Source organism: Agromyces cucurbitae (genome assembly GCF_058349945.1).
This window is the reverse complement of record NZ_JBYRES010000003.1, coordinates 183,883-206,494: the sequence shown is the minus strand read 5'-3', so window position 1 is coordinate 206,494 and position 22,612 is coordinate 183,883. Positions and strand designations below refer to the sequence as shown.

Below are 22,612 nucleotides of genomic sequence, written 5' to 3'. Positions count from 1 at the left end.
CTGATCTGATAGAGCCATGCCCGACTATCGCGAGAAACTGTGGCCGACGCCGTGGATCTACCTCTCCAGCCTGCTGCTCGTGCCCGCGAGCATCCTCGTGCTCGCGCCCGTGTCGATGCCGGCCGGCATCGCGACGGGCGTGATCCTCTACGCCGCCGTCGCCGGCGCGCTGAGCATCACGGCCCCGGTCATCGAGGTCCGCGACGGGCGCCTGCGCGCGGGGCGCGCCGAGATCGCACTCGACCTGCTCGGCGAGGCCGTCGCGGCCGACGAGGCGGCGGCGCGCATCGAACGGGGCACCGGGCTCGACGCCCGCGCCTTCCTGGTGATCCGCGGCTGGATCCGCCCGGTCGTGCGCATTCCGGTCGTCGACCCGGCCGATCCGACGCCCTACTGGCTCGTCTCGACCCGCCACCCCAAAGAACTGGCCGCCGCGATCAACGGATCGCGACGGCCTGACGATACGGAGCAGAGCGCTTAGGAGGCGCACTCCAGGCAGATCGGCCCGAGCTTCGTCTCGTGGTCGATCTGCGAGCGGTGCTTCACGAGGAAGCAGTTCACACAGGTGAACTCGTCGGCCTGCGGCGGCAGCACGACGACGTCGAGCTCGACATCCGACAGGTCGGCACCCGAGAGGTCGAAGCCGCCGGGGTTGTCGGCGTCATCGACGTCGACCACACCCGACATCTTGTCGGGGACGCGTTCCTTGAGGGCCTCGATCGACTCCGAGTCGTCTTCGGTCTTCCGCGGGGCGTCGTAATCCGTTGCCATTCCCATCCATTTCCTCAAGCGCCGGAGATTCGGCGGCCATAGTCTGCATCAAAACGATGACGTAAGCAAACCCTTTGCGCGGCCGTCGCCCGATGCTTCCTGCTCAACTTCCGCCGCGCCCGCGCTATTCCCGCGAGCACCCGTTCGGCCGTGGCATCCTTGGGCGGAGACGAAAGCACGGAAGGGCTTGTCGCGATGCAGGAACTCAAGGTAATCGGGGTCGAGAACGGTGCGCTCCTCGCCGCCTCCGACGATGGCGCGCGCTTCCGGATCGAGATCGACGAGGTGCTCCAGTCTCGGATCCGCCAGGCGCAGCCCGAGCAGCACACGGGGCCGAAGCCCTCGCCCCGCGAGGTGCAGGCCCACATCCGCGGCGGCATGTCGGCCGAGGAGGTCGCCCAGCTCACGGGTGCCGCGGTCGAGTACATCCGTCGCTTCGAGGGCCCGGTGATGGCCGAGCGCGAGCACATCGTCACGTCGGCGCTCGCCGTGCCCGTGAACGTGACGCTCGACGTCGACCCCGCCGACGAACCCGCGTCGTTCGGCGGCGTGATCCGCGACCGGCTCGCGAAGCTGGGCGCCGAGGGCGAGCGCTGGGCGAGCTGGAAGGACGAGGAGCGCGGCTGGATCGTCAAGCTCGAGTTCACCGCCGACACGATCGACCACGACGCCCGCTGGACGTTCGAGCCCCGCAAGGCCTCGCTGCAGCCCCTCAACTCCGAGGCGATCACGCTCTCGCAGCAGGGCGAGCTCAAGGGCGGGCTCATCCCCCGGCTGCGCGCCGTCGGCCCCGACTCCGACGAGTCGCGCTTCGACAGCGGTGCGTTCACGTTCGACGAGATCGAGCAGAGCGACAACGACACCGCGCCGCACCTGGAGCCGCTGCCGTACGCCCGGAGCGCGCAGACGTCGAGCCCCGCGGTCGCCCGAGCGGCGATCAAGCGCGCCGACGAGCCGAAGCCCTCCCTCGGCGAGACCGCCGACCTGCTCGAGGCCCTGCGCCGTCGCCGGGGCGAGCGCGAGTCGGCCGCCGTCGACGCCCCCACCCCCTTGCAGCCGACGCTGCCCGAGCCCGTCGGCGAGCCGGCGCCCGTCGCGGAGACGCCGAGCGAACCCGCCGCCGCCGAGGAGAAGCCGGGCGCCGGAGCCCGCAGCATCTGGGGCAAGGTCTCGTCGGCGTCGTCGTCGAGCACCGGATCGGGTCGGGCGCCCAAGAAGGGCCGGGCGTCGATGCCGAGCTGGGACGAGATCGTCTTCGGCGCGCGCACCGACGACGACCTCGCCTGACGGCTCGCACGCCGTCAGACCGGCCCAGCGCAGAAGCCCGGTCACCACGCGGGTGACCGGGCTTCTGCGCGTCGCGGCTACGCCGACTTCTCGGCGCGGCGCGGCTTGTGCGGGACGATCGTGGGCGCGGCGTTGTCGAGCACCGCGGCCTTCGTGACGACGACGCGGGCGACTCCGGTCGAGGACGGCACCTCGAACATGATCGGCCCGAGCACCTCCTCCATGATCGCGCGGAGGCCGCGGGCGCCGGTCTGCCGGAGCACGGCCAGGTCGGCGATCGCCTCGAGCGCGGCGTCTTCGAAGTCGAGCTCGACGCCGTCGAGCTGGAACATGCGCTGGTACTGCTTGACGAGCGCGTTCTTCGGCTCCGTGAGGATCTCCATGAGCGCCTCGCGGTCGAGCGGGGTGACCGTCGCCACCACCGGGAGGCGGCCGATGAACTCGGGGATCAGGCCGAACTTGTGGAGGTCTTCGGGGAGGACCTCGCTGAAGATGTCGGCCTCTTCGGCCTTGTTGTGCAGCGGCGCCCCGAAGCCGATGCCCCGTTTGCCCGCACGCGACGAGATGATGTCCTCGAGGCCGGCGAAGGCGCCGGCGACGATGAACAGCACGTTCGTCGTGTCGATCTGGATGAACTCCTGGTGCGGGTGCTTGCGGCCGCCCTGCGGCGGCACCGAGGCGACCGTGCCCTCGAGGATCTTGAGCAGCGCCTGCTGCACGCCCTCGCCGGAGACATCGCGCGTGATCGACGGGTTCTCGGCCTTTCGGGCGATCTTGTCGACCTCGTCGATGTAGATGATGCCGGTCTCTGCGCGCTTGACGTCGTAGTCGGCGGCCTGGATGAGCTTCAGCAGGATGTTCTCGACGTCTTCGCCGACGTAGCCGGCCTCGGTCAGCGCGGTCGCGTCGGCGACGGCGAACGGCACGTTGAGCTGCTTCGCGAGGGTCTGGGCCAGATACGTCTTGCCGCACCCGGTCGGGCCGATGAGCAGGATGTTCGACTTCGCGATCTCGACGTCGTCATGGGCGCGGTCGGCGGTCGTGAGCGTCGTCTTCGCACGGACGCGCTTGTAGTGGTTGTAGACCGCGACGGCGAGCGCCTTCTTCGCGGCCTCCTGGCCGATCACGTACTCCTCGAGGAAGGCGAAGATCTCCTTCGGCTTGGGCAGCTCGAATTCGCCCGCCTCGGTCTCGCCGGCCTCGGCCAGGCGCTCCTCGATGATCTCGTTGCAGAGTTCGACGCACTCGTCGCAGATGTAGACGCCGGGCCCGGCGATGAGCTGCTGCACCTGCTTCTGGCTCTTTCCGCAGAAGGAGCACTTGAGCAGGTCGGCGCTCTCCCCGATGCGTGCCATCGCACCCTCCTCTCGACGAGCCTGTTCCGAGCCTAGCCCGACTTCGAGCGGTTGCGGCGTAGCCGCCGCGATTCGACACGCGAGCGGTTTCGCCGGTCGCGAACCGCTGCCCGGAACGACGGATGCCCCGTGGCCGAAGTCGGCCACGGGGCATCCGCGGTGGGTCGCCGCCGGCGTCTACCGCCCGATCGCCGGGAGCGTCTTGCGCGAGGTGAGCACCTGGTCGATGAGGCCGTACTCGAGCGACTCCTCGGCCGACAGGATCTTGTCGCGGTCGATGTCGTCGTGCACCTGCTGCTGGTCGCGGTTCGAGTGACGGGCGAGCGTCTCCTCGAGCCAGGTGCGCATGCGCAGGATCTCGGCGGCCTGGATCTCGATGTCGCTCGCCTGGCCGTGACCGGCCTCGCCCATCGCCGGCTGGTGGATCAGCACGCGGGCGTTCGGCAGCGCGAGGCGCTTGCCCGGCGTGCCGGCCGCGGCGATCACGGCGGCTGCCGAGGCGGCCTGGCCGAGCACGACGGTCTGGATCTGCGGCCGGATGTACTGCATCGTGTCGTAGATCGCCGTCATCGCGGTGAACGAGCCACCGGGCGAGTTGATGTAGAGGATGATGTCGCGGTCGGGGTCCATCGACTCGAGGACCAGCAGCTGGGCCATGATGTCGTCGGCCGAGGCGTCGTCGACCTGCACACCGAGGAAGATGATGCGGTCCTCGAAGAGCTTGGCGTACGGATCTTGCCGCTTGTAGCCGTAGGCGGTGCGCTCCTCGAAGCTCGGCAGGATGTACCGCGAGCCGGGCGCCTGCACGCCGTTGAAGGCGGTGCCGCCGAAAGCAGGAATGTTCATTCTGACGTTCTCTCTTCTCTCGCTGCCTACGCCTGGTCGGTCCCGCCGCCGCCCGAGACGTCGAGCGCGGACTCGCGGATGTGGTCGACGAAGCCGTACTCGAGCGCCTCCTGGGCGTTGAACCAGCGGTCGCGGTCGCCGTCGGCGTTGATCTGCTCGACGGACTTGCCGGTCTGCGCGGCCGTGATCTCGGCGAGGCGGCGCTTCATGTCGAGGATGAGCTGCGCCTGGGTCTGGATGTCGCTCGCGGTGCCGCCGAAGCCGCCGTGCGGCTGGTGCAGGAGCACGCGGGCGTTCGGCGTGATGTAGCGCTTGCCCTTCGTGCCTGCAGTGAGCAGCAGCTGCCCCATCGACGCGGCCATGCCGATGCCGACGGTGACGATGTCGTTCGGCACGAACTGCATGGTGTCGTAGATCGCCATGCCCGCGGTGATCGAGCCGCCGGGCGAGTTGATGTAGAGGTAGATGTCCTTCTTCGCATCCTCAGCGGCGAGCAGCAGCAGCTTCGCCGCGATCTCGTTGGCGTTCTCGTCACGAACCTCGGAACCCAGCCAGATGATGCGGTCCTTCAGCAGTCGATCGAAAACACTGGGCCCCAGTGTCGGTTCGGCCATGTGTCGCTCCGTTTCGGTTGTCGCGTTGGAATCGAATCTATCCGTTGCAACGCGCGCGAACTCCGCTGTTCGCCCTAGGCGGATGCCGTGAGCGCCTCCGCGTACGAGGCGACCGAGACGCGGTAGCGCGCGAGATGCGGCGCGAGCGCCGCCAGGGCCGTGGATGCCGCGTGGCGGGCGTCTCCGGCGTCGACGAGCGCGAGCGCGCGGAACGCCGCGACGGCGTCGCCGAGCTCGCCGGCCTCGGGCTCGATCGCGTCGAGGAGCGCGAGCGACTCGAGCGGCCGCCCGAGGTTGCGCACCGTGGAGGCGAGCTGGATGTGCGCCTGTACGCGCTCGGAGCCGGTGAGCCCCGCCGCGATCGCCTGCCGGTACAGCGGTTCGGCCTCGGACTCGAGGCCGGCGGAGTCGCGGGCGCCCGCCCGCTCGAACAGCGCGACGGCGTCGTCGTCGGCCCGCTCGGCCGCCAGCGCGTCGATGCGTCGCACGACCTCGTCGTCCCCCAGTTCGTCGGCGGCCGCCCAGATCGCGTCGATGCGGCGCTGCCAGTCGTCGGTCATTCGTCCTCCTGAGACGCGAAGCGGGGCCGGGCGATGCGCCCGGCCCCGCTCACTGCGGTTCGATCGTCGATTACTCGGCGTCGGCCTTCTTGGCGGCGCGCTTCTTGGCGGCCGGCTTCTTCTCGTCAGCGGGCGCGTCGGCGGCGTCCTCGGCCGGGGCCTCGGCGGCGGCCTTCTTCGGGGCGCGCTTCTTGGCGGCCGGCTTCTGCTCCTCGGCCGGGGCCTCGGCGGCCGCTTCGGCCTCGTCGTCGCCCGCGACGGCGGTGAACTCCGAGAGGTCGACCGCGTTGCCCGCGTCGTCGGTGACCTTCGCCTTGCCGAGCGCGATCGCGAGCGCCTTGTTGCGCGCGACCTCGCCGACCATGGCGGGGATCTGGCCCTGCTGGCTGAGGATCTGGACGAACTCGTTCGGGTCCATGCCGTACTGGGCGGCACCCTGCACGAGGTACTGGGTGAGCTCCTCCTGGCTGACCTGGACCTTCTCGGCCTCGGCGATCGCGTCGAGCAGGATCTGCGTCTTGAACGCCTTCTCGCTCGCCTCGGCGACCTCGGCGCGGTGCACGTCGTCCTCCAGGCGGTTCTCGCTCTCGAGGTGGCGGTGCACCTCGTCGTCGATGACGCCCTGCGCGACCGGCACGTCGACGAGCTCGAGCAGCTTGTCGACGAGGAGGTCGCGAGCCTGGTTGCCCTGGCCGAAGACCTTGTTGCGGCCGGCCTGCTCCTTCAGCGAGTCCTTCAGCTCGGCGAGCGTGTCGAACTCGCTCGCGATCTGCGCGAAGTCGTCGTCGGCCTCGGGGAGCTCGCGCTCCTTGACGGCGGTGACGGTGACGCTGATCTCGGCGGTCTCGCCCTCGTGGTCGCCGCCCAGCAGCTTCGACGAGAACGTCGTCGACTCGTCGGCCGAGAGCGTGTCGAGCGCCTCGTCGATGCCCTCGAGCAGCTCGCCCGAGCCGAGCTCGTACGAGATGCCGCTGGCCTTGTCGACCTCGGTGCCGTCGATGGTCGCGACGAGGTCGAGGGTGACGAAGTCACCGGTCTTCGCGGGGCGGTCGACCGTGATGAGCGTGCCGAAGCGGCTGCGCAGGCGGTCGAGCTCGGCGTCGATCTCGTCGTCGCCGACCTCGACCGAGTCGACCGTCAGCTCGAGGCCGTCGTAGGCGGGCAGCTCGATCTCGGGGCGCACGTCGACCTCGATGGCGAGCAGCAGGTCGCCCGAGAAGTCCTTCTCGCTCGGCCACTCGACGATGTCGGCCTCGGGGCGGCCCATCGGGCGGAGCTCGTGCTCGGCGACGGCGGCGCGGTAGAAGCCGTCGAGGCCCTCGTTGACCGCGTGCTCGAGCACGGCGGCCTTGCCGACGCGCTGGTCGATGATGGGAGGCGGAACCTTGCCCTTGCGGAAGCCGGGCACGTTGACCTGCTCGGCGATGTGGCTGTAGGCGTGGGTGATGCTGGGCTTCAGCTCCTCGGGCGTCACCGAGATGGTGAGCTTGGCGCGCGTCGGGCTCAGCTTCTCAACCGAAGTGGTCGGCATGTGGAAGTTCTCCTGTTGTGTGGAAGTTCGTGTCGAGTCGGATCGACTCGTCGGGGCGACAGGATTCGAACCTGCGACCTCCCGCTCCCAAAGCGGGCGCTCTACCAAGCTGAGCTACGCCCCGAGTCGCGACTCAACTCGTCGGACCGTCGGCGCGGGCATGCCGAAGCACGCGTCGGCCGATGGACCCCCGAAAGTCTACTGCACGCGCGCGGGGCGCCGCTGTGCGCGCACGACGCCGCCTGCCGGGCATCCCCGACGCGCCCTGTGGATGATGACGCGCCGTGCCGGATCGCCCGTGGCAGAGTGAGCGCATGACCGACAGTCCCGCCGCGGGTGCGACGAGTCCCGGCCTCCGCCGATGGCCGGCAGCTCCCGGCTCCTTCGCCGACACGACGCTCTGCCCTTCGTGCTTCGAACGTCTCGCCTCGGCCCGTTGCGCGACGTGCGGGCTCGACCTGTCGACGCCCGACGCCGTTCGGCTCCTCGCTGCCGGTGAGCGGGTGCGCGACGCCGAGTCCGAGCGGCAGCGCCTGCTCGGCGAGGTCTTCGCGGTGCAGCTGGCGGCACGGCAGGGTGCGGCGCGTCCGACTCCCGGTCCGGTCGCCGGCCCCCGTCCGACCGACCTCGCTGAACCGATCGACCTCCCCGAGCCCGTCGCCGTCCCGGTCCCGATCGTGCTGCCCGAACCGGTCGTCACCGCCCGACCGGCCGCGCCGGCCGAACCGGTCGTCACCGCCCGACCGGCCGCCGCGTCCGAATCGGCCGGCTCGATCGCGTCCCTCCACGACGTCGGCGCCATCGCATCCTCCGGCACCGAGCCTCCCGCCGCAGCGCGGCGGTCCGGCATGCAGGTGCTCCTCCTCACGCTCGGCGTGGTGCTCCTGTCGATCACCGCGATCGTGTTCCTCTTCTACGCGTTCGTCGTCGCGAACCTCGAGGTGCGTTCGATCATCACCGCCGCGCTCAGCGTCGTCGTGCTCGGAATCGCGTGGCTGCTGCGCGCCCGACGCCTGCCCGGCACGGCCGAAGGCGTCGCCTCGGTCGCCGTCGTGCTGCTGCTCCTCGATGTCTGGATCGTGCGCGCGAACGCCCTGTTCGGCACCGATCGACTCGACGTCGCGGGGTACACGGGCGGCGCACTGCTCGCCGTCGCCGCGCTGCTGGCCGTGTGCCGGGCGGTGAGCGGCCTCCGGGTTCCGGGCTTCGCGGCCGCCGGTCTCGCTCCCGTCGCGGTCTTCCTGCTCGTCTTCCAGTTCGCCCCCGATTCCGAGATCGCCACGGGCGTGTGGACGGGTTCGGTCGCAGCGGCCGCGCTCGGCATCGCGGCGATCGCGGCACCGCCCGCGACCGAGCGCACGATCGTCATCGCGGCGGGCTTCACCGCCGGAGTGCTCGCGATGTGCGCGGCGCCGTGGGCGCTTCCCGAGCTCGCGTGGCACCAGCTCCTGACGTTCGGCACGGCCACGGCGATCTGGGTCGTCGCGCTCGTCGCGCTCGCCCTCCGGCACGCGGCGGTCTCGTCGATCTGGACGGCCTTCGCCGCCCCGCTCGCCGGTATCGCGGCCACCCTCGCCCCGACGACGGCCATCGCCGCGGAGACCGCCACGGCCGACGCGATCTGGCTGGCTCCCGCCTCGGCGGGCGCCGTGCTCTGCCTGGCCGCCGCGTGGGTCCGGCTCGCCCGCCCCGCCGCGGGCACAGCCGTGCGGGGCTTCATCGGCACGTCGGTCGTGACCGGACTCGCCGCGGCGCCCGGTGCGATCGTCGCCGTCGCGTTCGTCGCCGCACGAATCTCCGGCGTCGTGCCGCCGTGGGACCCCGGCGTCGTGCTCTGGACCGACTCGGCGCCCGAGCTCGAACTCGGGGCGGTCCTCGTGCCGCTCGTCGTCGCGGCCGGCGCCCTCGCCGTGCTCGCGATACTCGGAGGCGTTCGTCGCCTCGTCGCGGTACCGATCGGCGCCGTCCTCGTGGCCGGCTCGGTCGCGGGCGCCGTGATCGAACCCGCACCCGTGGCCCTGCTCGTCGCCGCGGCTGGGGCGACGGCCGCGCTCGGTGTCGCCGCAGCACCGTTCCGCGCCCCCGGACTGCGTGCCGTGCTCGCCGCCGGCGGGCCGGCAGCGGCCGGCATGGCCCTCGTCATCGGTTACGCGGATGCCACGACCTGGCCATGGGCCGTCGCCGTCGTCCTCCTGCTCGGCATCGCCGGCCGCGTCTTGGCGCCGCGCATCTGGCCCGAACCGGCGTACCGGTGGATCGGGCCGGCGCACCTGGCGTTCGCCGGATCGCTCGTCGCGCTGGCCTCCGCATCACTGCCGGGCTGGCTCGACGCACTCGACCGGTCACCCGCGTCGCCGTGGGACGCACCGGGAATGTGGCTCGCGATCGTCGGCTCCGCCCTGACCCTGGTGGTGGGTGCGGTGCCGCTCGGCTCGGCCGCCGATCGGGCGGCGTTCGCGAGCCCGCTCGTCGCCGGCGCGGCGGTGGCGCTCGGCGTCGTCGCCTTCGACCCCGACAGCCGGCTGCCCTGGGTGCCCGCCGTGATCTTCGCCGTCGGCGGCTTCCTCTGGACGATCTCGCGCCGTGACCTGCGCGCGCTGCGCGCCGTGCTCGCGGCGCTCACGCCGATCGCGCTGGCGGTCGCTGCCGACCTCGCGCTGGCCGACTGGGCGGGAGACCCGATCGGACTCTACGGCGCGGCCGCGGCGGTGCTCGTCGCCGCGGCGCTCGCCCACCTGCTCGCCGACCCCGATTCCGAGGCCGTGCGCACCGCCTGGACCGCGGCCCTCGCGCTCGTCGGGGTGACCGTGCTCGTGCTGGCCCTCAGGGCGGGCGACGGTGCGGCTCCGGTGGCCGAGCCCTGGCTCGTGCTGCTGCTCCTCACGCCCGTCCCGCTGCTGCTCGCCGCGGTCGACGGCGACCCGGTCGCCGGCGACGCCCCGTCGCGTCACCTCGCCTGGCTGAGCGTGCCGCTCGCGACCGCGACGATCTGGATGTGGCTCTCGGGCCGCGGCGTCGACGACGTCGAGGCCTACACGCTCCCGCTTGCGGCGGTGCTCGCCGTGACCGCGGCCCTCATCATCTGGCGACGGCGAACGCAGTCGGGCGCTGCCGCCGGCCGGACGACGCTGATCGCCGCCGCGGCGGCCGTCGCCGTGCTCCCGAGCGTCGCGTCGACGGCCGGCTCCGAGGTGCGCACCCTCGTCCTCGTCGCCGCCGGCGCGATCGTCACGATCGCCGCGAGCTTCCTCCCCGAGTCGACACGCGGTGTGCCGGTGCGCCTCCTCGGCGTCGCGACCGGTTGGACCGCTGCGACGGGCGCCGCGCTGGTGCGAGGCGTCGCGATCGCCTCCGGAGCGCCGAGCCCGCTGCCGGCCGAGTTCTGGCCGATCATCGCTCTGGCGGTGGGCGTCTTCGCGGCGATCGCCTGGGCGCGGGCCGCGTCGCGCCCGGCGCCGGTGGCGGAGACGCTGCTCGCCGCGTCGGTCGCCGCGTCGGTCGTGCCCGTGCTCGTCGCGATCGCCGAGGTCGACGAGGTGCCCCTTCGCACAGCCGTGCTCCTCGCGGTGCTGGGCGTCGCCCATGCGATCGGGGCGGCCGTCGACGTCCGCCCGATGGCGGGCCCGGCCTTCACGTGGACGACACGGGTGCTGCTCGTCGCCGCCGGTGCGCTCGCGCTGCTCGCGGGCGTGGAGCCGTTCGACCTCGTCACCGTGTCGGTCGGACTCGCACTCGCGGCGGGCGGCGCGCTCGGCCGCCGCACGGCCGACCCCGCCGGCGTTCCGATCATGTGGGTCGGCGCAGCGCTCGCGGTCGTTCCGAGCGTGGTGGCTTCGGGCGGGTCCGAGCCCCGCGCGCTCGCGCTCGTCGTGACCGGCGCCGCGCTCATGGCCATCGCCGGACTGCTCCCCGAGACGCTGCGCGGCGCGCCGCTCCGGCTGCCGGCGGTCGTCACCGGCTGGACCGCCGCCACCGGCGCCGCACTCGTCAGGGGCGTCGCCGTCGCCACGGGCGAGGCGGGCGGCGCCGGGGTCGAGCTGCTGTCGGCGACCGCCCTCGCCGCGGGGCTCGTCGCCGCGATCGCCTGGGCGCGGTCGGGCTCGCGCCCCGGGCAGCTCGCCGAGATCGGGCTCGCCGTCTCGCTCGCGCTCGCACCCATCCCGACACTCGTCTTCATCGTCGGCGACGAGGAGCCGGTGCTGCGCACGCTCGTGCTCCTCTCCGCACTCGCCGCGGCCCTCGTCGCCGGCACGGCGATCGACGCCCGTCCCGTCGCGGGCCCGGTATTCGCGTGGACCACGCGGGGGCTGCTCGTCGGCGGCGGGATCATCGCCCTCGTCGGCGGCGCCGTCGACCCGTTCGAGCTCGTCACCGTGCCGACGGGTGCCGCCTTCCTCGTGGCGGGCGCGATCTCGATGCGGCGCTCCCCCGGCCTCGGCAGCTGGCCGGCGCTCGGCCCCGGCCTCGGCATCCTCCTCGTGCCGCCGCTCATCGCCGACTTCACCGACCCCGAGCTCTGGCGCGTCGTCGCACTCGGCGTAACGAGCGTCGCCGTGCTCGTGATCGGCGTCGTCCGCCGACTGCAGGCGCCCGTGCTGCTCGGCGGCGGCATCCTCCTCGCACACGCCGTCGTGCAACTCTGGCCGTACATCGCGATGCTGTACCAGGCGGTGTGGTGGTGGCTGTGGCTCGGCATCGCGGGCGTGCTGCTCGTCGTGCTCGCGGCGACCTACGAGCGCCAGCTGCGCCTGGCCCGCTCGACGATCGGTTCGATCGCCGCGCTGAGATAGCGGCGCGGCCCGCGGTGCATCGTGCACGAGCGGGCCGCCGCCGTGTACTACGATGATCCATGGCCCGCGAGCGGGTCGCGGGGATGTAGCTCAATGGTAGAGCCTCAGTCTTCCAAACTGATTACGCGGGTTCGATTCCCGTCATCCCCTCCAGCAGCACGAGAACGGCCCGCGACCTGTCGCGGGCCGTTCTGCGTCGACCGGGTGCCCTCAGTACTTGTTGCCGAGCGCCTTGTTCTTGATCGCGTCGAACTCGCCCTGCGTGATCGTGCCGGCGTCGAGCAGCGCCTTCGCCTTCGCGATCTCGTCGGTCGGACTCGCGAACGACACCGAGCGGATGTACTCCTCGCTGTACTCCTGGTACTCGCGCTGCTTGCGCGCCGCGCGCTCGGCCATGCCGTTGCCGCGCGCGATCAGGTAGATGAGCGCGGTGAGGAACGGCACGAAGATCAGGAAGATCGTCCAGGCGGCCTTGGCCCAGCCGTTGAGCTCGTGGTCGCGGAAGATGTCGATGAGGATGTAGACGAGCGCGAAGATGTACGCCACGTAGGCGAACATCCAGAAGAGGAACCAGAACCAGTCCCACACGCTGTTGAGGAAGTACATGGCAGACCCTTTCGTTCGTGCCGCCGAATTTAGCGGTTCGGAGGGCCGGAGCGCGAGCATGACGCGCGACGCCGCGCCGAGGCATCCGGGCATTGTCGACCATGCGGCCCCGCATGGCCAGCCCTGCCTACCCTTCCTTGAAATACCGGGGCGGGTGCGTAGCGTTGAAGGGGACATACTCCAGGGAAGGTGGACACGATGACCGACATCCAGACCGCACCGAAGACCGGATCGAACGCCGACGTCGCGGCAGGCGTCGCCCAGTACCTCACCCCCGTCGTGCACGAGCTCGTCGCCCTCGTCGTCAACGGCAAGCAGGCGCACTGGCATGTGCGCGGGGCCAACTTCATCGCCGTGCACGAGCTGCTCGACGACGTGGTCGCCCATGCGCAGGAATGGGCGGACCTCGCCGCCGAGCGAGTGGTCGCCCTCGGGCTGCCGATCGACGGGCGTCTCGGCACCGTCGCGGCGAAGAGCGGAGCGAAGGACCCGAAGCTCGGCTTCCTCTCCTACGAAGAGGCGATCTCGGGCGTGGTGACCCAGATCGACCTCGCCACCGAGAAGATCAACGCGGCCGTCGACGGCCTCGCCGATCTCGACCCCGCGAGCCAGGACGTCGCGATCGAGATCCGCCGCGGCCTCGACAAGGACCGCTGGTTCCTGTTCTCGCACATCGCCGTCGAGTAGCGGCGACGAGGGGTCGACGGGCCCGGATGCCGCGCGCCGACGCCGTCGGACGGGGCATCCGGGCCCGTTTCGTCGTCGGGCGGATTTCACGCGGATCGTGCGACCCGCCGCGGCCCGCCGTGCGGGAGAATCATCGCAGGGGCCCGAGCCGACGGCCGGGCGCCACGAGAGAAGGGGACCGGACGATGTCGAGCACGGAGGCCGCCTCGAACCGGCATCGGGAGCGCAAGACGCCCAAGCGCCCGCAGTCGGGGCTCGCCGAGCACTGGACCACGGTCGACGGCCTCGACGTGTTCTACCGCGAGTCGCCCGCGCCGCCGCCCGGTGCGCCGGTCGTGATGCACGTGCACGGGTTCGGACTGTCGGGTCACTACCTGCTGCCGACGGCGGAGCTGCTCGCCGACGACTTCCACACGCTCGTGCCCGACCTGCCGGGCTTCGGCCGCAGCGCCCGGCGAACGCGCGCGGAGGGCCTCACGCTCACCTCGCTCGCCGGCGCGGCGGCGCGGTTCCTCGACGACCGCGGCATCGAGAAGGTCACGCTCGTGGGCAACTCGATGGGATGCCCCGTGATCTGCGAGTTCGGCCATCACTACCCCGACCGACTCGAGCGGGCGATCCTCGTCTCCCCCGCCGGCGGCTACCACAACCAGCCGCTCGCCCGGGCGATGGTGCAGCTCGCCCGCGACGGCGGCCGCGAGCCGAAGCGCATGGTGCGCGTCGCCGCGCCCGACTACCTGAAGTTCGGCGTCGCGTCGACCGTCAAGATGTTCGGGGCGCTCACGCGCTACCCGACGCTCGAGCGGCTGCTCTCGCTTCCCGTGCCGATCCTCGCGGTGATCGGCGACCGCGACCCCCTCATGCCCGATCCGAAGCGGGTGCACGAGGTCGTCGCCCACGTCGACACCGACGTCACGGTCGTCGTGATGGAGGGGGCCGCCCATGCCATCAACTTCAGCCACCCCGGCGAGCTCGCGCACATCATCCGGCAGTTCATGGCCGACGAGCCCATCACCGACGACCCCGACTCCCCGGGCGAGACGAAGGTGGTCGAGCTGCACCGGCGGCGCCCGCGAGACCCCGACGCCGACGCCTGACACGGGGTTCTGAGCCCGACGACCCGCCTCGGCGTCGCTGGCGCGCGGGTCGGCGCCGGGTGGACAATGCCGATATGGCGACGGTCGACCCCGAACCCGAGCCCGAGTCCGAGCCCGCCGATGGCGAGATCGCCCCGCTGAGCGATGCGCAGAAATCGCTGCGCGCGCAGATGCTCGCCACCGAGCACTGGAGCCTGCTCGCCTCGCGGAGCACGACGCAGAGCGAGGTACTGACGCGCATCGCGATCTTCCTCACCCTCGTGTCGGCCGGCCTCGTCTCGCTCGGTGTGCTCGGCAACGCGACCGGATTCCGCGGCTGGTTCGGCGCCGCCGCGATCGGGGTGCTCGCACTGCTCGTGCTGCTCGGCGTGATCACGCAGTTGCGGGTCTTCAACACGGCGACCGAGGACCTCGTCTACGTGCTCGCGATGAACCGCCTCCGCCGGGCCTACCTCGATCTCGATCCCGGCCTCGAGCCGTACTTGATGGCCGGGACGACCGACGACGAACCCGGCGCGAAGATCACCTACTACCCGTTCGCGGAGCGCGAGCGGTCGCAGGTGTTCGCGAGCTCGATGATGGTCATGCTCGTCGTGAATACGGCGCTCGTCGGGCTCTTCCTCGGTGCACTCGCCTACGCCCTGACCGCCTCGATCGCGTGGTCGATCGTGATCGGCGCGATCGCCGCGGTCGCCCAGTTCGTACTCTGGATGCTGCGGGGCTACCGCAGCTACCGCGCGGTGTTCGCGGCGCATGCGCCGCTCCGGCGCACGATGCGGTGAGCGCTCAGCGCTGCAACCAGGTGAGCACGGCGAGCACACGCCGGTGGTCGGTGCCCGAGTCCTCGAGGCCGAGCTTCTGGAAGATCGAGGTCACGTTCTTCTCGACCGCCCCGACCCCGATGAACAGCTGTTTCGCGATGCCCGCGTTCGTGCGCCCCTCGGCCATGAGCTCCATGACCTCGCGTTCTCGCGGCGTCAGCGTCGTGAGCGGGTCGCTGCGCCGGGCGAGCAGCTCGCGCACGACGTGCGGGTCGAGCACGGTGCCACCCTCGCTCACGCGCTCGACGGCGTCCTCGAGCTCGTCGAGCGAGGCGACCCGGTCCTTCAGCAGGTACCCCATGCCGCCCTCGCCCGACGAGAGCAGTTCGTGCGCATAGGTGCCCTCGACGTACTGGCTGAGCAGCAGCACGCCGAGTCCCGGACGGCGCTTTCGCAGTTCGATCGCCGCGCGTACGCCCTCGTCGCGGAACGTCGGCGGCATTCGCACGTCGAGCACCGCGAGATCGGGCTTCGTCTCGTCGATCGCCGCCAGCAGCGAATCGGCCTCGCCGTACGCGGCGACCGTCTCGAAGCCGGCTTCGTCGAAGAGGCGCACGAGGCCCTCGCGCAGGAGCACCGAGTCCTCGGCGAGCACGATGCGGAGGGGCCGGGCCGAGTCGGTCATGGCCCCACACTATCGAGCGCGCACCGGTGGCCGAGCAGCGCGCGACGGAGGAGCCCCGTACCGAGACCCGGTGACGCGGTCTCGGTACGCTCCGGCGTCGCTGCCCGACCACCGTGGAGTGCGCGTCGCTACCCGGTGACGGGCAGAAAGGGGATGTGCGCGCCGATCGTGGTCGGCCCGCCCACGGGACTGTCGACCACGAGGAGTCCCTGCAGGCCCTGCACGCGCTCGGCGAGCCCGGCGAGCCCGTGGCCGGGCACGGTCGCGGCCCCACCGCGCCCGTTGTCGGTCACCCACACGTCGATCCAGCGGCCCGACGGCCCAGTGTCGCGCGTCGACACGGCGAGCCGCACGGCGCTCGCATCGGCGTGCTTGGCCGCGTTGGTGAGCAACTCGGCGGCCACGAAGTACACGTTGCGTTCGATCGGCGCGGGCAACGAGGCATCCCCCGGCAGTCGGATGTCGACCGTGACGGGCACGGGACTGCGCGCCGCGAGCGATTCGAGGCCGACGGCGAGCCCTCGATCCTGCAGGATCGGCGGGGCGAAGCCTCGCGAGAGGGCGCGGAGCTCGTCGAGGGTCTCCCTGGCCTGGCTCCGGGCCTCGCCGAGCAGCTCGCGCGCCGACTCGGGGTCGCGATCGAGCTTGCGCTCGATCGCCGCCAGGTCCATCTGCAGGCGCACGAGGCGTTGCTGCGGTCCGTCGTGGATGTCGCGCTCGAGACGGCGGAGCGAGGCGTCCTCGGCCTGCACGGCCGCGCCGCGGGATGCCGCGAGCACGGCGACCTCGCGCTCGAGCGCCTCCGACCGCCACGCGCCGAGCATGCCGCGCGCGATGACGTCGTGCAGCAGGGTGAGGCCGCGGAAGACGAACGGGAGCGTCGCGAGGAAGATGACGCCCAGGATGAACTCGAAGACGGTCTCGCCGACACGCGGGTCGATCTGCCACGTGTTGCCGGGGAACACGAAGTCGAGGACCGTGTCGTAGAGCCAGAAATCGTTGTCGTCGCGACCGTCGGGGATGTACCGCTGCCAGATCCAGCCCGTCGTGCCGGCGAGCGCGACCGAGGTCCAGGCGACGGTGAGGCTCCACGACACGATGCTGACGATCGGGTTCACGACGACGCCGTGGAGGAGGTACAGCCAGTAGTGCCCGTCGACGAACGGCGCGAACATCGTGCGCCAGAACCCCTGGTCGCGGTCGCCGTGCTCCCAGGCGGGCCGGACGATCTCACGACGCCCCGCCCATCGCAGGCGGACGAGTTCGAGGGTGCCGAATCCGCGGGCCAGGAACATCGCCGCGACGACGATGAAGATGCCGAAGACGAGGAAGATGAGCCCCAGTCCCGTGAAGAAGACCGTCGACAGCACCACGAGCGCGAGGATCGCGATCGGCATCGTCAGGATGAGGAAGCCGAACTCCCGGGGCACGGTCGCCCAGAGCAACCAGTAGCGGCGGCGCCGCGGCGCGGCCGTCTCCGGGGTCGTCGCGTTCGTCGCGTTCGTCGTCATCGTCTCCGTGCCCGTCGTCGCGGTGTTCGTCGCTTCAGTGCTCATGGTGGGTGCCTCCCGTCATCGTGGCAGACCCGGCGGGGTCCAGTGCGGCGGACTGTCCGGGTTCGACGACGGCGAACTGCCCCATCATCCCCTGGTCCTCGTGCCACAGCAGGTGGCAGTGGTACATGTACGGCGTGTCCGGATCGGTGTAGTCCTCGAATCGCATGAGCAGCTCGTACTCCGTCTCGGGCTCGGTGAAGATCGTGTCCTTCCACCCCGCGAGCTCGGCCGGCGGCGCTTCGCCGTCGATCGAGGCGATGCGGAACTGCACGTCGTGGACGTGGAAGCTGTGGGGCACCTGGGTCGCGTTGTCGACGACCCAGCGCTCGAGCGTGTCGACCGTGACGGTCTCGTCGATGCGGCCCATGTCCATCGAGTCGCCGTTGATCTCGAAGCTGTCGCTGAGCTCGAAGCGGCGGGTCGTCGCGACCTCCGACTCGTCGTAGTCGGTCATCGTCGCGAGCTGCGCCGGCACGTCGGGGGCGGGATCGAGCGCGTCGGCGGCGCGCACCTCGAGCACGTCGAACGCGTCGTCGCCCCCGTTCGTCGCGGCGACCGGGCCGACGAGGCCGGCGATCTCGGGCGTCATCCGCGACTGCAGCACGACGCGTTCACCGGGGGTCACGCGCAGCAGCACCTCGGCGCGCTCACCCGGCGACAGGCGCACGTGATCGAGTTCGACGGGCGCCTCGAGGAGTCCGCCGTCGGTCGCGATGAGCTGCACGGGCCGGGCGTCGCTCCAGGCGAAGGCGTACGTGCGGGCCGTCGAGGCGTTCAGCAGGCGCAGCCGCACGAGCTCGTCGGTCACCTCGAGGTAGGGGCTGCGGGTGCCGTTCACGATGAGCTCGTCGCCGAGGCCTCCCGCGTAGGTGCGCTGCTTCGACTCCAGCCGGCCCTCGGCCGAGAAGCCGGCGTCCTGCACGATGACCGGGACGTCGTCGACGCCGTACTCCCCCGGCAGGCCGAGCGCGCGTTCGTGCTCGTCGTGCAGGATGAACATGCCGGCCAGCCCCCGCGCGACGTGGCCCTCGGTCTCACCGTGCGGGTGCGGGTGGTACCAGAGCGTCGCCGCCTGCTGGTCGATCTCCCACTCGGGCGACCACGAGGCATCCGGCTCGACCATCTGGTGCGGGCCGCCGTCCATCTCGGGCGGCAGGTGCATGCCGTGCCAGTGCACGGTCGTCGGCTCATCGAGGGAGTTCGTCACGTCGACGCGGACGTGCTCGCCGCGGTCGGCGACGAGCGTCGGGCCGAGGTAGCCGCCGTCGAACCCCCACGTGTCGCTCGGCACGCCCGGCTCGAACTCGGTCGTCCCGGCCTGCGCGTCGAGCGAGAAGATGCGGGTGCCGTCGGCGTCGACGGAGGATTCGGCGAGTGGCGGGATCTCGAGCGGGCGGTCGAAGTCGACCTCGCCGACGGTCGAGACGGGAGCCGGGGTCACGAGACCGCAGCCGGCGAAGGCGACGGCGACGAGGCCGCCGGCGGCGATCGCGGCGATGGCGCTGCCGATCGCGGCACGGGGCCTGCGGAGACGGGTCTGAAGCATGCCTCCAGCCTCGCGACCGGCGCACGCGGGTCCCAGCCGGCGGGCGCCCCGATCGACGCGGGGGTTATCCCCCGGGTCGGGGCCTCACGCCTGGCAGCTGGGGCACCAGTAGAGCTTGCGGGCGCCCATCTCCTCCAGCACGATGTTCGTGCCGCAGACCCGGCACGGCAGGCCCTCGCGCTTGTACACCCAGTGCCGGTCGTCGCGGCTCGCCATCGCGGCTCGATACGCCTCGGGGTCGAGGTCGTCCATCGTCATCATCTGGCCCGTCTCGACGCCGACACGCAAGAGCCCGGTCCAGTCCCGCCAGAGTTCGCGCACGAGCTCCTCGGGCACCTGCCGGCCCGGGGTGTGCGGGTTGAGCCGCGCCCGGAACAGCAGCTCGGCCCGGTACACGTTGCCGATGCCGGCCACGACGTTCTGGTCCATGAGCAGCAGGCCGATCGGCGTGGGCTTCCTACGCACGACGCTCGTGAAGCGCTGCTCGGCGGCCGGGCCGGGATCGAGCAACGGGTCGGGACCGAGCTTGGCGACGATCGCCTCGACCTGGGCGGGGTCGAGGACCTCGCACGCCGTGGGACCTCGCAGGTCGGCGCAGATCGTGTCGGTCAGCAGGCGCACCCGCACCTGCCCGACCGGCTCGGGCGGGAAGGTGTCGAGGCCTGCGCCCTCCTTCTCCGACTCCGACATGCGCAGGCGCGTCTTGCGGGGTGCACCGATCGAGGTCAGCGAGTTCTCGCCGGCCGAGTCGAACACGACCGCGTCGGGATTCGGCGTGTCGAGGAAGGTTCCGCGCTGGTTGGTCTGCCCCATGCGCCCGTTGGCCGACGCGATCGTGGCATCCATCAGGATCTCGCCCGCGAAGTCCCACGCGCCGTACATGCCGAGGTGCACCCGCAGCCACACGTCGCCCTCGAAGCCGAGGAACATCTGCTTGCCGACCGCGCGCGCATCGAGCATGCGCCGCCCGTCGAGCTCGGCGGCGCCGACGGCGAAGCGGCCCTGCGGGCTCGACGCGTGCACGACGTGCCCGACGAAGTTGCGCTCGAACTGCCGGGTGATGCGGTGGACGGAATGGCCTTCGGGCACGCTGCTACTCCGCCGGCGCCTCGGCGCGCGGCGTGACGTCGACGCCCTTGCCCGCGATGTCGCCCGTCGTCTCGTACTCGGCGAGCTGCGCGATGCGACGCACGTGGCGCTCGTCGCCCGAGAAGGGCTCGGCGATGAACGCGTCGATGTAGCGGATCGCCTCTTCGACGGTGTGCTGGCGCGCGCCGATGGAGATGACGTTCGCGTCGTTGTGCTCGCGCGCGAGGATGGCGGTGTCCATGCTCCAGACGAGCGCCGCGCGGATGCCGTGGACCTTGTTCGCCGCGATCTGCTCGCCGTTGCCCGAGCCGCCGAACACGACGCCGAGCGCCTTCACGCCGGCGGCCTGGTCGCGGGCGACCGCGAGCGCCGCATTGATGCAGAACGCCGGGTAGTCGTCGAGCGCGTCGTACTCGACCGGGCCGTGGTCGATCACCTCGTGGCCGCCGTTCGAGAGGTGGGCCTGCAGGGTCCGGCTGAACTCGAGGCCGGCGTGGTCGGTCGCGATGTGGATGCGCATGCAGCAATTCTAGGGATCCGGCACCCACGTGACGGCGCGTCCGTGCGGCTGCGCCCACGCCCGTTGCACGCCGTCGACTGCGAGCACGAAGTCGGTGGAGTCGTTCGGCACGTCCTCCCGCACGCGGATGCCCGGAACGATCGAGCGCCCCTCCACCGACAGCCAGTGCCCCGGCAGCGCACGAACCGTCTCGGCGAAGCGGGCCCGCCCGGGCTCGTCGAGGTAGGCGATGACGGCGGTGTGGAAGACGACGAGCGTCGCGCCGGCCGGCGCCTCCGCGGCGAGCGCGGTGAGCCGTACGTTGAGGTCGCCGGCGACGATGCGCGGCGGGTCGGCGGCGACGATGGATGCCGCGGCCCGCAGCCGTGCTCGGCGGTCGTCGTGCTCGGGCCAGATCAGGGCGTCGAGCCAGGTGAGGTCGTCGGCGTTCGTCACGTCGAGCGGGTTGAGGTCGATGCCCGCGCGCCAGACCACCTCGTGCAGCCGGTCGGGCACCGGCACCGGCGCGGCGCCCCTCGTCTCGCGCGTCTCGCAGTCGAGGGTGACGCGGCTCGGGCCGTCGGCGGGGTCGAGCCGCTCGTGGCCCGAGTACCGGTAGCTGTAGCGGTCGGGGTAGAGGCACAGGCCTGCGGAGGCGCCGACCTCGAGGAGTGCGAGCGGCCCGGGGATGCCGGCGAGCGCGGGCACGTGCAGGGCGCAGCGGCCGGCCTCGTTCGTCTGGGTGGCGTGCGTCTCGGCGGTCGTGCGCACCGCCGGCCAGTGCGCCGCGAGCCACTCCCTGAAGTCGGCGTAGGGCGCCGGTTCGGCGCCGTGGAACCGCGCCGCCGAGAACACGAGGTTCGGCTGCCGTTTGGCCGGCGGCAGTTCGTCGATGAGCGCGATCGTCGCGGGGTCGCCGGCGACGCCGAGCGCCCACGCGTCGTAGCTCGCGGACATGCCGCGCGCCTCGACCTCGGCGAACGCGCGGTAACGCTCGGAGGTCGAGGCGTCGTTGTCGACGGTCGTGCGCATGGGGTCAGGCTACGCCTCCGCGGGCCGGTGCAGCAGGGCGATGCCGTAGGCCGTGATCCAGGCGAAGCCGAGCGCGACGCCGGCGAACAGCCGCACGCTCATGCCGGGCCCGAAGGGAAGGCACAGCACGAGGCAGACGACGCCGATCACGCGCGACCAGGATGCCGCCGCGGGGTGGCCCTCCCAGGCGAGCCGACGGGCGACCACCCAGGTCGCCGCCACGAGCGCGAGGAACGCGAGCGGCGCGGCGAATGCGTGCACCCAGCCATGCAGGGTGAGCTCGGCGGGAGTGCCGACGGGCGCGCCCTCCGGGAAGCCGAGTGCGGGGTCGGCGGTGAACGCACCGCCGAGCACGAGACCGGCCCCGTAGAGCGCGAACAGCACGGGAGCCCATGCCCGGCCGGGCCCGGCGCCGAGGCTGCGGCGCGCACCCGCGGCGAACGCGAGCATGAGCGCGCCCGCCACGATGAAGTTCGCGATCTGGATCCATCCGAGCTCGCCGAGCGACAGCAGGCTGAGCGGATGACGGCTGAGGTCGAACCCGTCGCGGGTGAGCACCTGCGCGAGTCCGACGACGACGAACAGGGGCCCTGCGACGACGCCGGCGGTGACGAGCGCTCGGGTAGCGGGGTCGCCGGCGTGGGCGGGACGCCGGTCGGCGGACACGGTCTTCTCGGCGGTCGAGGAATCAGTTCGGATAACCATGGTGGAGTTCCTTCCGGTCCTGGCCCGGTCGATCGATCGGGTCGTTTCACCAGGACGTCGCCACGAGGCATCCGTTCTCGACATCGATCCGCCAGGAATTTCTCGCGACCGTGTCGAGAACCGGTGCGCGGCGCCGACGCTATCGTGAAGGCACGCCAGAAGGGCGGGCCTCGACGAGGAGGAATGCGATGCGTTACCTGTGCATGATGAAGTCGAGCGAGTCGAACGGCGCGACCCCGCCCGCCGTGTACGAGGCGATGGCCGAGTACGACCGCTGGGGCCGGGCGAACGGCGTGCTGCTCGACAGCCAGGGCCTGCTGCCGAGCGAGGCGGGCGCGATCATCTCGCTCGCCGACGGCGACATCAAGGCCGTCGACGGCCCGTTCACCGAGGCGAAGGAGCTCGTCGGCGGCTATGCCGTGATCGAGGTGCGCACCCGCGAGGAGGCGCTCGAGCTCGGCCGCCGGCTGATGCAGATCCACAAGGACTTCTGGCCGGGCTTCGTCGGCAGCGTCGAGATCCGTCAGATCGCGGAGTTCTGACGCCCGGTCGGTTGCGCCCGCGCGGCGCGCGTGGTCTCATGCACCCGTGAGCG

At 71.6% G+C, this 22,612-nt stretch carries 21 protein-coding genes and 2 tRNA genes; 8 read left to right on the top strand and 15 right to left on the bottom strand.

Features of this window, described 5'->3' with window-relative positions; genetic code table 11:
• The first annotated feature begins 16 nt into the window (after positions 1-16).
• Positions 17-481: a DUF3093 domain-containing protein gene (locus AC3RJ6_RS12180; protein WP_491427340.1), complete on the top strand. Its 465-nt coding sequence runs from the start codon at positions 17-19 to the stop codon at positions 479-481.
• On the opposite strand, the gene AC3RJ6_RS12175 is transcribed toward AC3RJ6_RS12180, so the two are convergent.
• A complete protein-coding gene (locus AC3RJ6_RS12175) occupies positions 478-771 on the bottom strand; it encodes a DUF4193 domain-containing protein (protein ID WP_026378289.1) in 294 nt (97 codons plus the stop codon). The two genes, AC3RJ6_RS12180 and AC3RJ6_RS12175, sit on opposite strands and share 4 nt — an antisense overlap.
• A 195-nt stretch (positions 772-966) precedes the next feature.
• Between AC3RJ6_RS12175 and sepH the strand changes: the two genes are divergently transcribed.
• Entirely contained in the window at positions 967-2,058 is a 1,092-nt protein-coding gene (gene sepH / locus AC3RJ6_RS12170) for a septation protein SepH (protein WP_491427339.1), read from the top strand.
• A gap of 77 nt (positions 2,059-2,135) precedes the next feature.
• On the opposite strand, the gene clpX is transcribed toward sepH, so the two are convergent.
• From clpX to AC3RJ6_RS12140, 6 genes are all read right to left on the bottom strand, one after another.
• The gene (gene clpX / locus AC3RJ6_RS12165) at positions 2,136-3,413 is read right to left on the bottom strand and encodes an ATP-dependent Clp protease ATP-binding subunit ClpX (protein ID WP_491427338.1); all 1,278 of its coding nucleotides are present in this window, start codon (positions 3,411-3,413) and stop codon (positions 2,136-2,138) included.
• 177 nt (positions 3,414-3,590) lie between these two features.
• A complete protein-coding gene (locus tag AC3RJ6_RS12160) occupies positions 3,591-4,259 on the bottom strand; it encodes an ATP-dependent Clp protease proteolytic subunit (protein ID WP_491427337.1) in 669 nt (222 codons plus the stop codon).
• A gap of 26 nt (positions 4,260-4,285) precedes the next feature.
• Entirely contained in the window at positions 4,286-4,873 is a 588-nt protein-coding gene (locus AC3RJ6_RS12155; RefSeq protein WP_491427336.1) for an ATP-dependent Clp protease proteolytic subunit, read from the bottom strand.
• Positions 4,874-4,947: 74 nt separating this feature from the next.
• Positions 4,948-5,433, bottom strand: coding sequence for a tetratricopeptide repeat protein (locus tag AC3RJ6_RS12150; RefSeq protein ID WP_491427335.1), 486 nt, complete (start codon positions 5,431-5,433; stop codon positions 4,948-4,950).
• 70 nt (positions 5,434-5,503) lie between these two features.
• Positions 5,504-6,964 (bottom strand): trigger factor, encoded by a 1,461-nt coding sequence (tig, locus tag AC3RJ6_RS12145; RefSeq protein WP_491427334.1) that lies wholly within the window; start codon positions 6,962-6,964, stop codon positions 5,504-5,506.
• A 50-nt stretch (positions 6,965-7,014) separates the two neighbouring features.
• Positions 7,015-7,088, bottom strand: a tRNA-Pro gene (locus tag AC3RJ6_RS12140).
• 190 nt (positions 7,089-7,278) lie between these two features.
• On the opposite strand from AC3RJ6_RS12140, the gene AC3RJ6_RS12135 reads away from it, so the two are divergent.
• Together AC3RJ6_RS12135 and AC3RJ6_RS12130 are read left to right on the top strand one after the other, a co-directional pair.
• Entirely contained in the window at positions 7,279-11,754 is a 4,476-nt protein-coding gene (locus tag AC3RJ6_RS12135) for an SCO7613 C-terminal domain-containing membrane protein (RefSeq protein ID WP_491427333.1), read from the top strand.
• 79 nt (positions 11,755-11,833) lie between these two features.
• Positions 11,834-11,907: transfer RNA gene (locus AC3RJ6_RS12130), tRNA-Gly, on the top strand.
• A gap of 57 nt (positions 11,908-11,964) precedes the next feature.
• On the opposite strand, the gene AC3RJ6_RS12125 is transcribed toward AC3RJ6_RS12130, so the two are convergent.
• Complete coding sequence (locus AC3RJ6_RS12125; protein WP_491427332.1) at positions 11,965-12,360, bottom strand: SHOCT domain-containing protein; 396 nt, start codon at positions 12,358-12,360, stop codon at positions 11,965-11,967.
• A 198-nt stretch (positions 12,361-12,558) separates the two neighbouring features.
• Between AC3RJ6_RS12125 and AC3RJ6_RS12120 the strand changes: the two genes are divergently transcribed.
• From AC3RJ6_RS12120 to AC3RJ6_RS12110, 3 genes are all read left to right on the top strand, one after another.
• Positions 12,559-13,047 (top strand): Dps family protein, encoded by a 489-nt coding sequence (locus AC3RJ6_RS12120; RefSeq protein WP_491427331.1) that lies wholly within the window; start codon positions 12,559-12,561, stop codon positions 13,045-13,047.
• Positions 13,048-13,232: 185 nt separating this feature from the next.
• Positions 13,233-14,144 carry an alpha/beta fold hydrolase gene (locus AC3RJ6_RS12115; RefSeq protein WP_491427330.1) on the top strand — a complete coding sequence of 304 codons (912 nt, stop codon included), beginning with the start codon at positions 13,233-13,235 and terminating at the stop codon, positions 14,142-14,144.
• A 74-nt stretch (positions 14,145-14,218) separates the two neighbouring features.
• A complete protein-coding gene (locus AC3RJ6_RS12110) occupies positions 14,219-14,926 on the top strand; it encodes a hypothetical protein (protein ID WP_491427329.1) in 708 nt (235 codons plus the stop codon).
• A 4-nt stretch (positions 14,927-14,930) separates the two neighbouring features.
• Here the strand turns inward: AC3RJ6_RS12110 and AC3RJ6_RS12105 are convergent, their stop codons facing one another.
• The 7 genes from AC3RJ6_RS12105 to AC3RJ6_RS12075 form a co-directional block, all read right to left on the bottom strand.
• Positions 14,931-15,590 (bottom strand): response regulator transcription factor, encoded by a 660-nt coding sequence (locus tag AC3RJ6_RS12105; protein WP_491427328.1) that lies wholly within the window; start codon positions 15,588-15,590, stop codon positions 14,931-14,933.
• Between the two features lie 128 nt (positions 15,591-15,718).
• Entirely contained in the window at positions 15,719-17,146 is a 1,428-nt protein-coding gene (locus tag AC3RJ6_RS12100) for a sensor histidine kinase (protein ID WP_491427326.1), read from the bottom strand.
• Entirely contained in the window at positions 17,136-18,692 is a 1,557-nt protein-coding gene (locus tag AC3RJ6_RS12095; protein WP_491427324.1) for a multicopper oxidase family protein, read from the bottom strand. The genes AC3RJ6_RS12100 and AC3RJ6_RS12095 overlap by 11 nt, the downstream gene beginning before the upstream one ends.
• A gap of 84 nt (positions 18,693-18,776) precedes the next feature.
• Positions 18,777-19,781 carry an Fpg/Nei family DNA glycosylase gene (locus AC3RJ6_RS12090; RefSeq protein WP_491427323.1) on the bottom strand — a complete coding sequence of 335 codons (1,005 nt, stop codon included), beginning with the start codon at positions 19,779-19,781 and terminating at the stop codon, positions 18,777-18,779.
• A 4-nt stretch (positions 19,782-19,785) separates the two neighbouring features.
• Positions 19,786-20,301 carry a ribose-5-phosphate isomerase gene (locus tag AC3RJ6_RS12085; protein ID WP_491427322.1) on the bottom strand — a complete coding sequence of 172 codons (516 nt, stop codon included), beginning with the start codon at positions 20,299-20,301 and terminating at the stop codon, positions 19,786-19,788.
• A 9-nt stretch (positions 20,302-20,310) separates the two neighbouring features.
• Positions 20,311-21,312, bottom strand: a complete 1,002-nt coding sequence (locus tag AC3RJ6_RS12080; protein WP_491427320.1) for a DUF2332 domain-containing protein — start codon at positions 21,310-21,312, stop codon at positions 20,311-20,313.
• A gap of 9 nt (positions 21,313-21,321) precedes the next feature.
• Positions 21,322-22,017 carry a DUF998 domain-containing protein gene (locus tag AC3RJ6_RS12075; RefSeq protein ID WP_491427319.1) on the bottom strand — a complete coding sequence of 232 codons (696 nt, stop codon included), beginning with the start codon at positions 22,015-22,017 and terminating at the stop codon, positions 21,322-21,324.
• A gap of 188 nt (positions 22,018-22,205) precedes the next feature.
• On the opposite strand from AC3RJ6_RS12075, the gene AC3RJ6_RS12070 reads away from it, so the two are divergent.
• Positions 22,206-22,559, top strand: a complete 354-nt coding sequence (locus AC3RJ6_RS12070; RefSeq protein WP_491427318.1) for a YciI family protein — start codon at positions 22,206-22,208, stop codon at positions 22,557-22,559.
• Positions 22,560-22,612: the final 53 nt, after the last annotated feature.

Bases quoted from the DNA above. Each gene is read 5' to 3' on its own strand.
- sepH (WP_491427339.1), top strand. From the start codon at position 967: ATGCAGGAACTCAAGGTAATCGGGGTCGAGAACGGTGCGCTCCTCGCC.
- AC3RJ6_RS12125 (WP_491427332.1), bottom strand. From the start codon at position 12,360: ATGTACTTCCTCAACAGCGTGTGGGACTGGTTCTGGTTCCTCTTCTGG.
- AC3RJ6_RS12105 (WP_491427328.1), bottom strand. From the start codon at position 15,590: ATGACCGACTCGGCCCGGCCCCTCCGCATCGTGCTCGCCGAGGACTCG.
- AC3RJ6_RS12120 (WP_491427331.1), top strand. From the start codon at position 12,559: ATGACCGACATCCAGACCGCACCGAAGACCGGATCGAACGCCGACGTC.
- AC3RJ6_RS12180 (WP_491427340.1), top strand. From the start codon at position 17: ATGCCCGACTATCGCGAGAAACTGTGGCCGACGCCGTGGATCTACCTC.
- AC3RJ6_RS12085 (WP_491427322.1), bottom strand. From the start codon at position 20,301: ATGCGCATCCACATCGCGACCGACCACGCCGGCCTCGAGTTCAGCCGG.
- AC3RJ6_RS12175 (WP_026378289.1), bottom strand. From the start codon at position 771: ATGGCAACGGATTACGACGCCCCGCGGAAGACCGAAGACGACTCGGAG.
- clpX (WP_491427338.1), bottom strand. From the start codon at position 3,413: ATGGCACGCATCGGGGAGAGCGCCGACCTGCTCAAGTGCTCCTTCTGC.
- AC3RJ6_RS12135 (WP_491427333.1), top strand. From the start codon at position 7,279: ATGACCGACAGTCCCGCCGCGGGTGCGACGAGTCCCGGCCTCCGCCGA.
- AC3RJ6_RS12160 (WP_491427337.1), bottom strand. From the start codon at position 4,259: ATGAACATTCCTGCTTTCGGCGGCACCGCCTTCAACGGCGTGCAGGCG.
- AC3RJ6_RS12115 (WP_491427330.1), top strand. From the start codon at position 13,233: ATGTCGAGCACGGAGGCCGCCTCGAACCGGCATCGGGAGCGCAAGACG.
- AC3RJ6_RS12070 (WP_491427318.1), top strand. From the start codon at position 22,206: ATGCGTTACCTGTGCATGATGAAGTCGAGCGAGTCGAACGGCGCGACC.
- AC3RJ6_RS12155 (WP_491427336.1), bottom strand. From the start codon at position 4,873: ATGGCCGAACCGACACTGGGGCCCAGTGTTTTCGATCGACTGCTGAAG.
- AC3RJ6_RS12150 (WP_491427335.1), bottom strand. From the start codon at position 5,433: ATGACCGACGACTGGCAGCGCCGCATCGACGCGATCTGGGCGGCCGCC.
- tig (WP_491427334.1), bottom strand. From the start codon at position 6,964: ATGCCGACCACTTCGGTTGAGAAGCTGAGCCCGACGCGCGCCAAGCTC.
- AC3RJ6_RS12110 (WP_491427329.1), top strand. From the start codon at position 14,219: ATGGCGACGGTCGACCCCGAACCCGAGCCCGAGTCCGAGCCCGCCGAT.
- AC3RJ6_RS12095 (WP_491427324.1), bottom strand. From the start codon at position 18,692: ATGCTTCAGACCCGTCTCCGCAGGCCCCGTGCCGCGATCGGCAGCGCC.
- AC3RJ6_RS12100 (WP_491427326.1), bottom strand. From the start codon at position 17,146: ATGAGCACTGAAGCGACGAACACCGCGACGACGGGCACGGAGACGATG.
- AC3RJ6_RS12075 (WP_491427319.1), bottom strand. From the start codon at position 22,017: ATGGTTATCCGAACTGATTCCTCGACCGCCGAGAAGACCGTGTCCGCC.
- AC3RJ6_RS12080 (WP_491427320.1), bottom strand. From the start codon at position 21,312: ATGCGCACGACCGTCGACAACGACGCCTCGACCTCCGAGCGTTACCGC.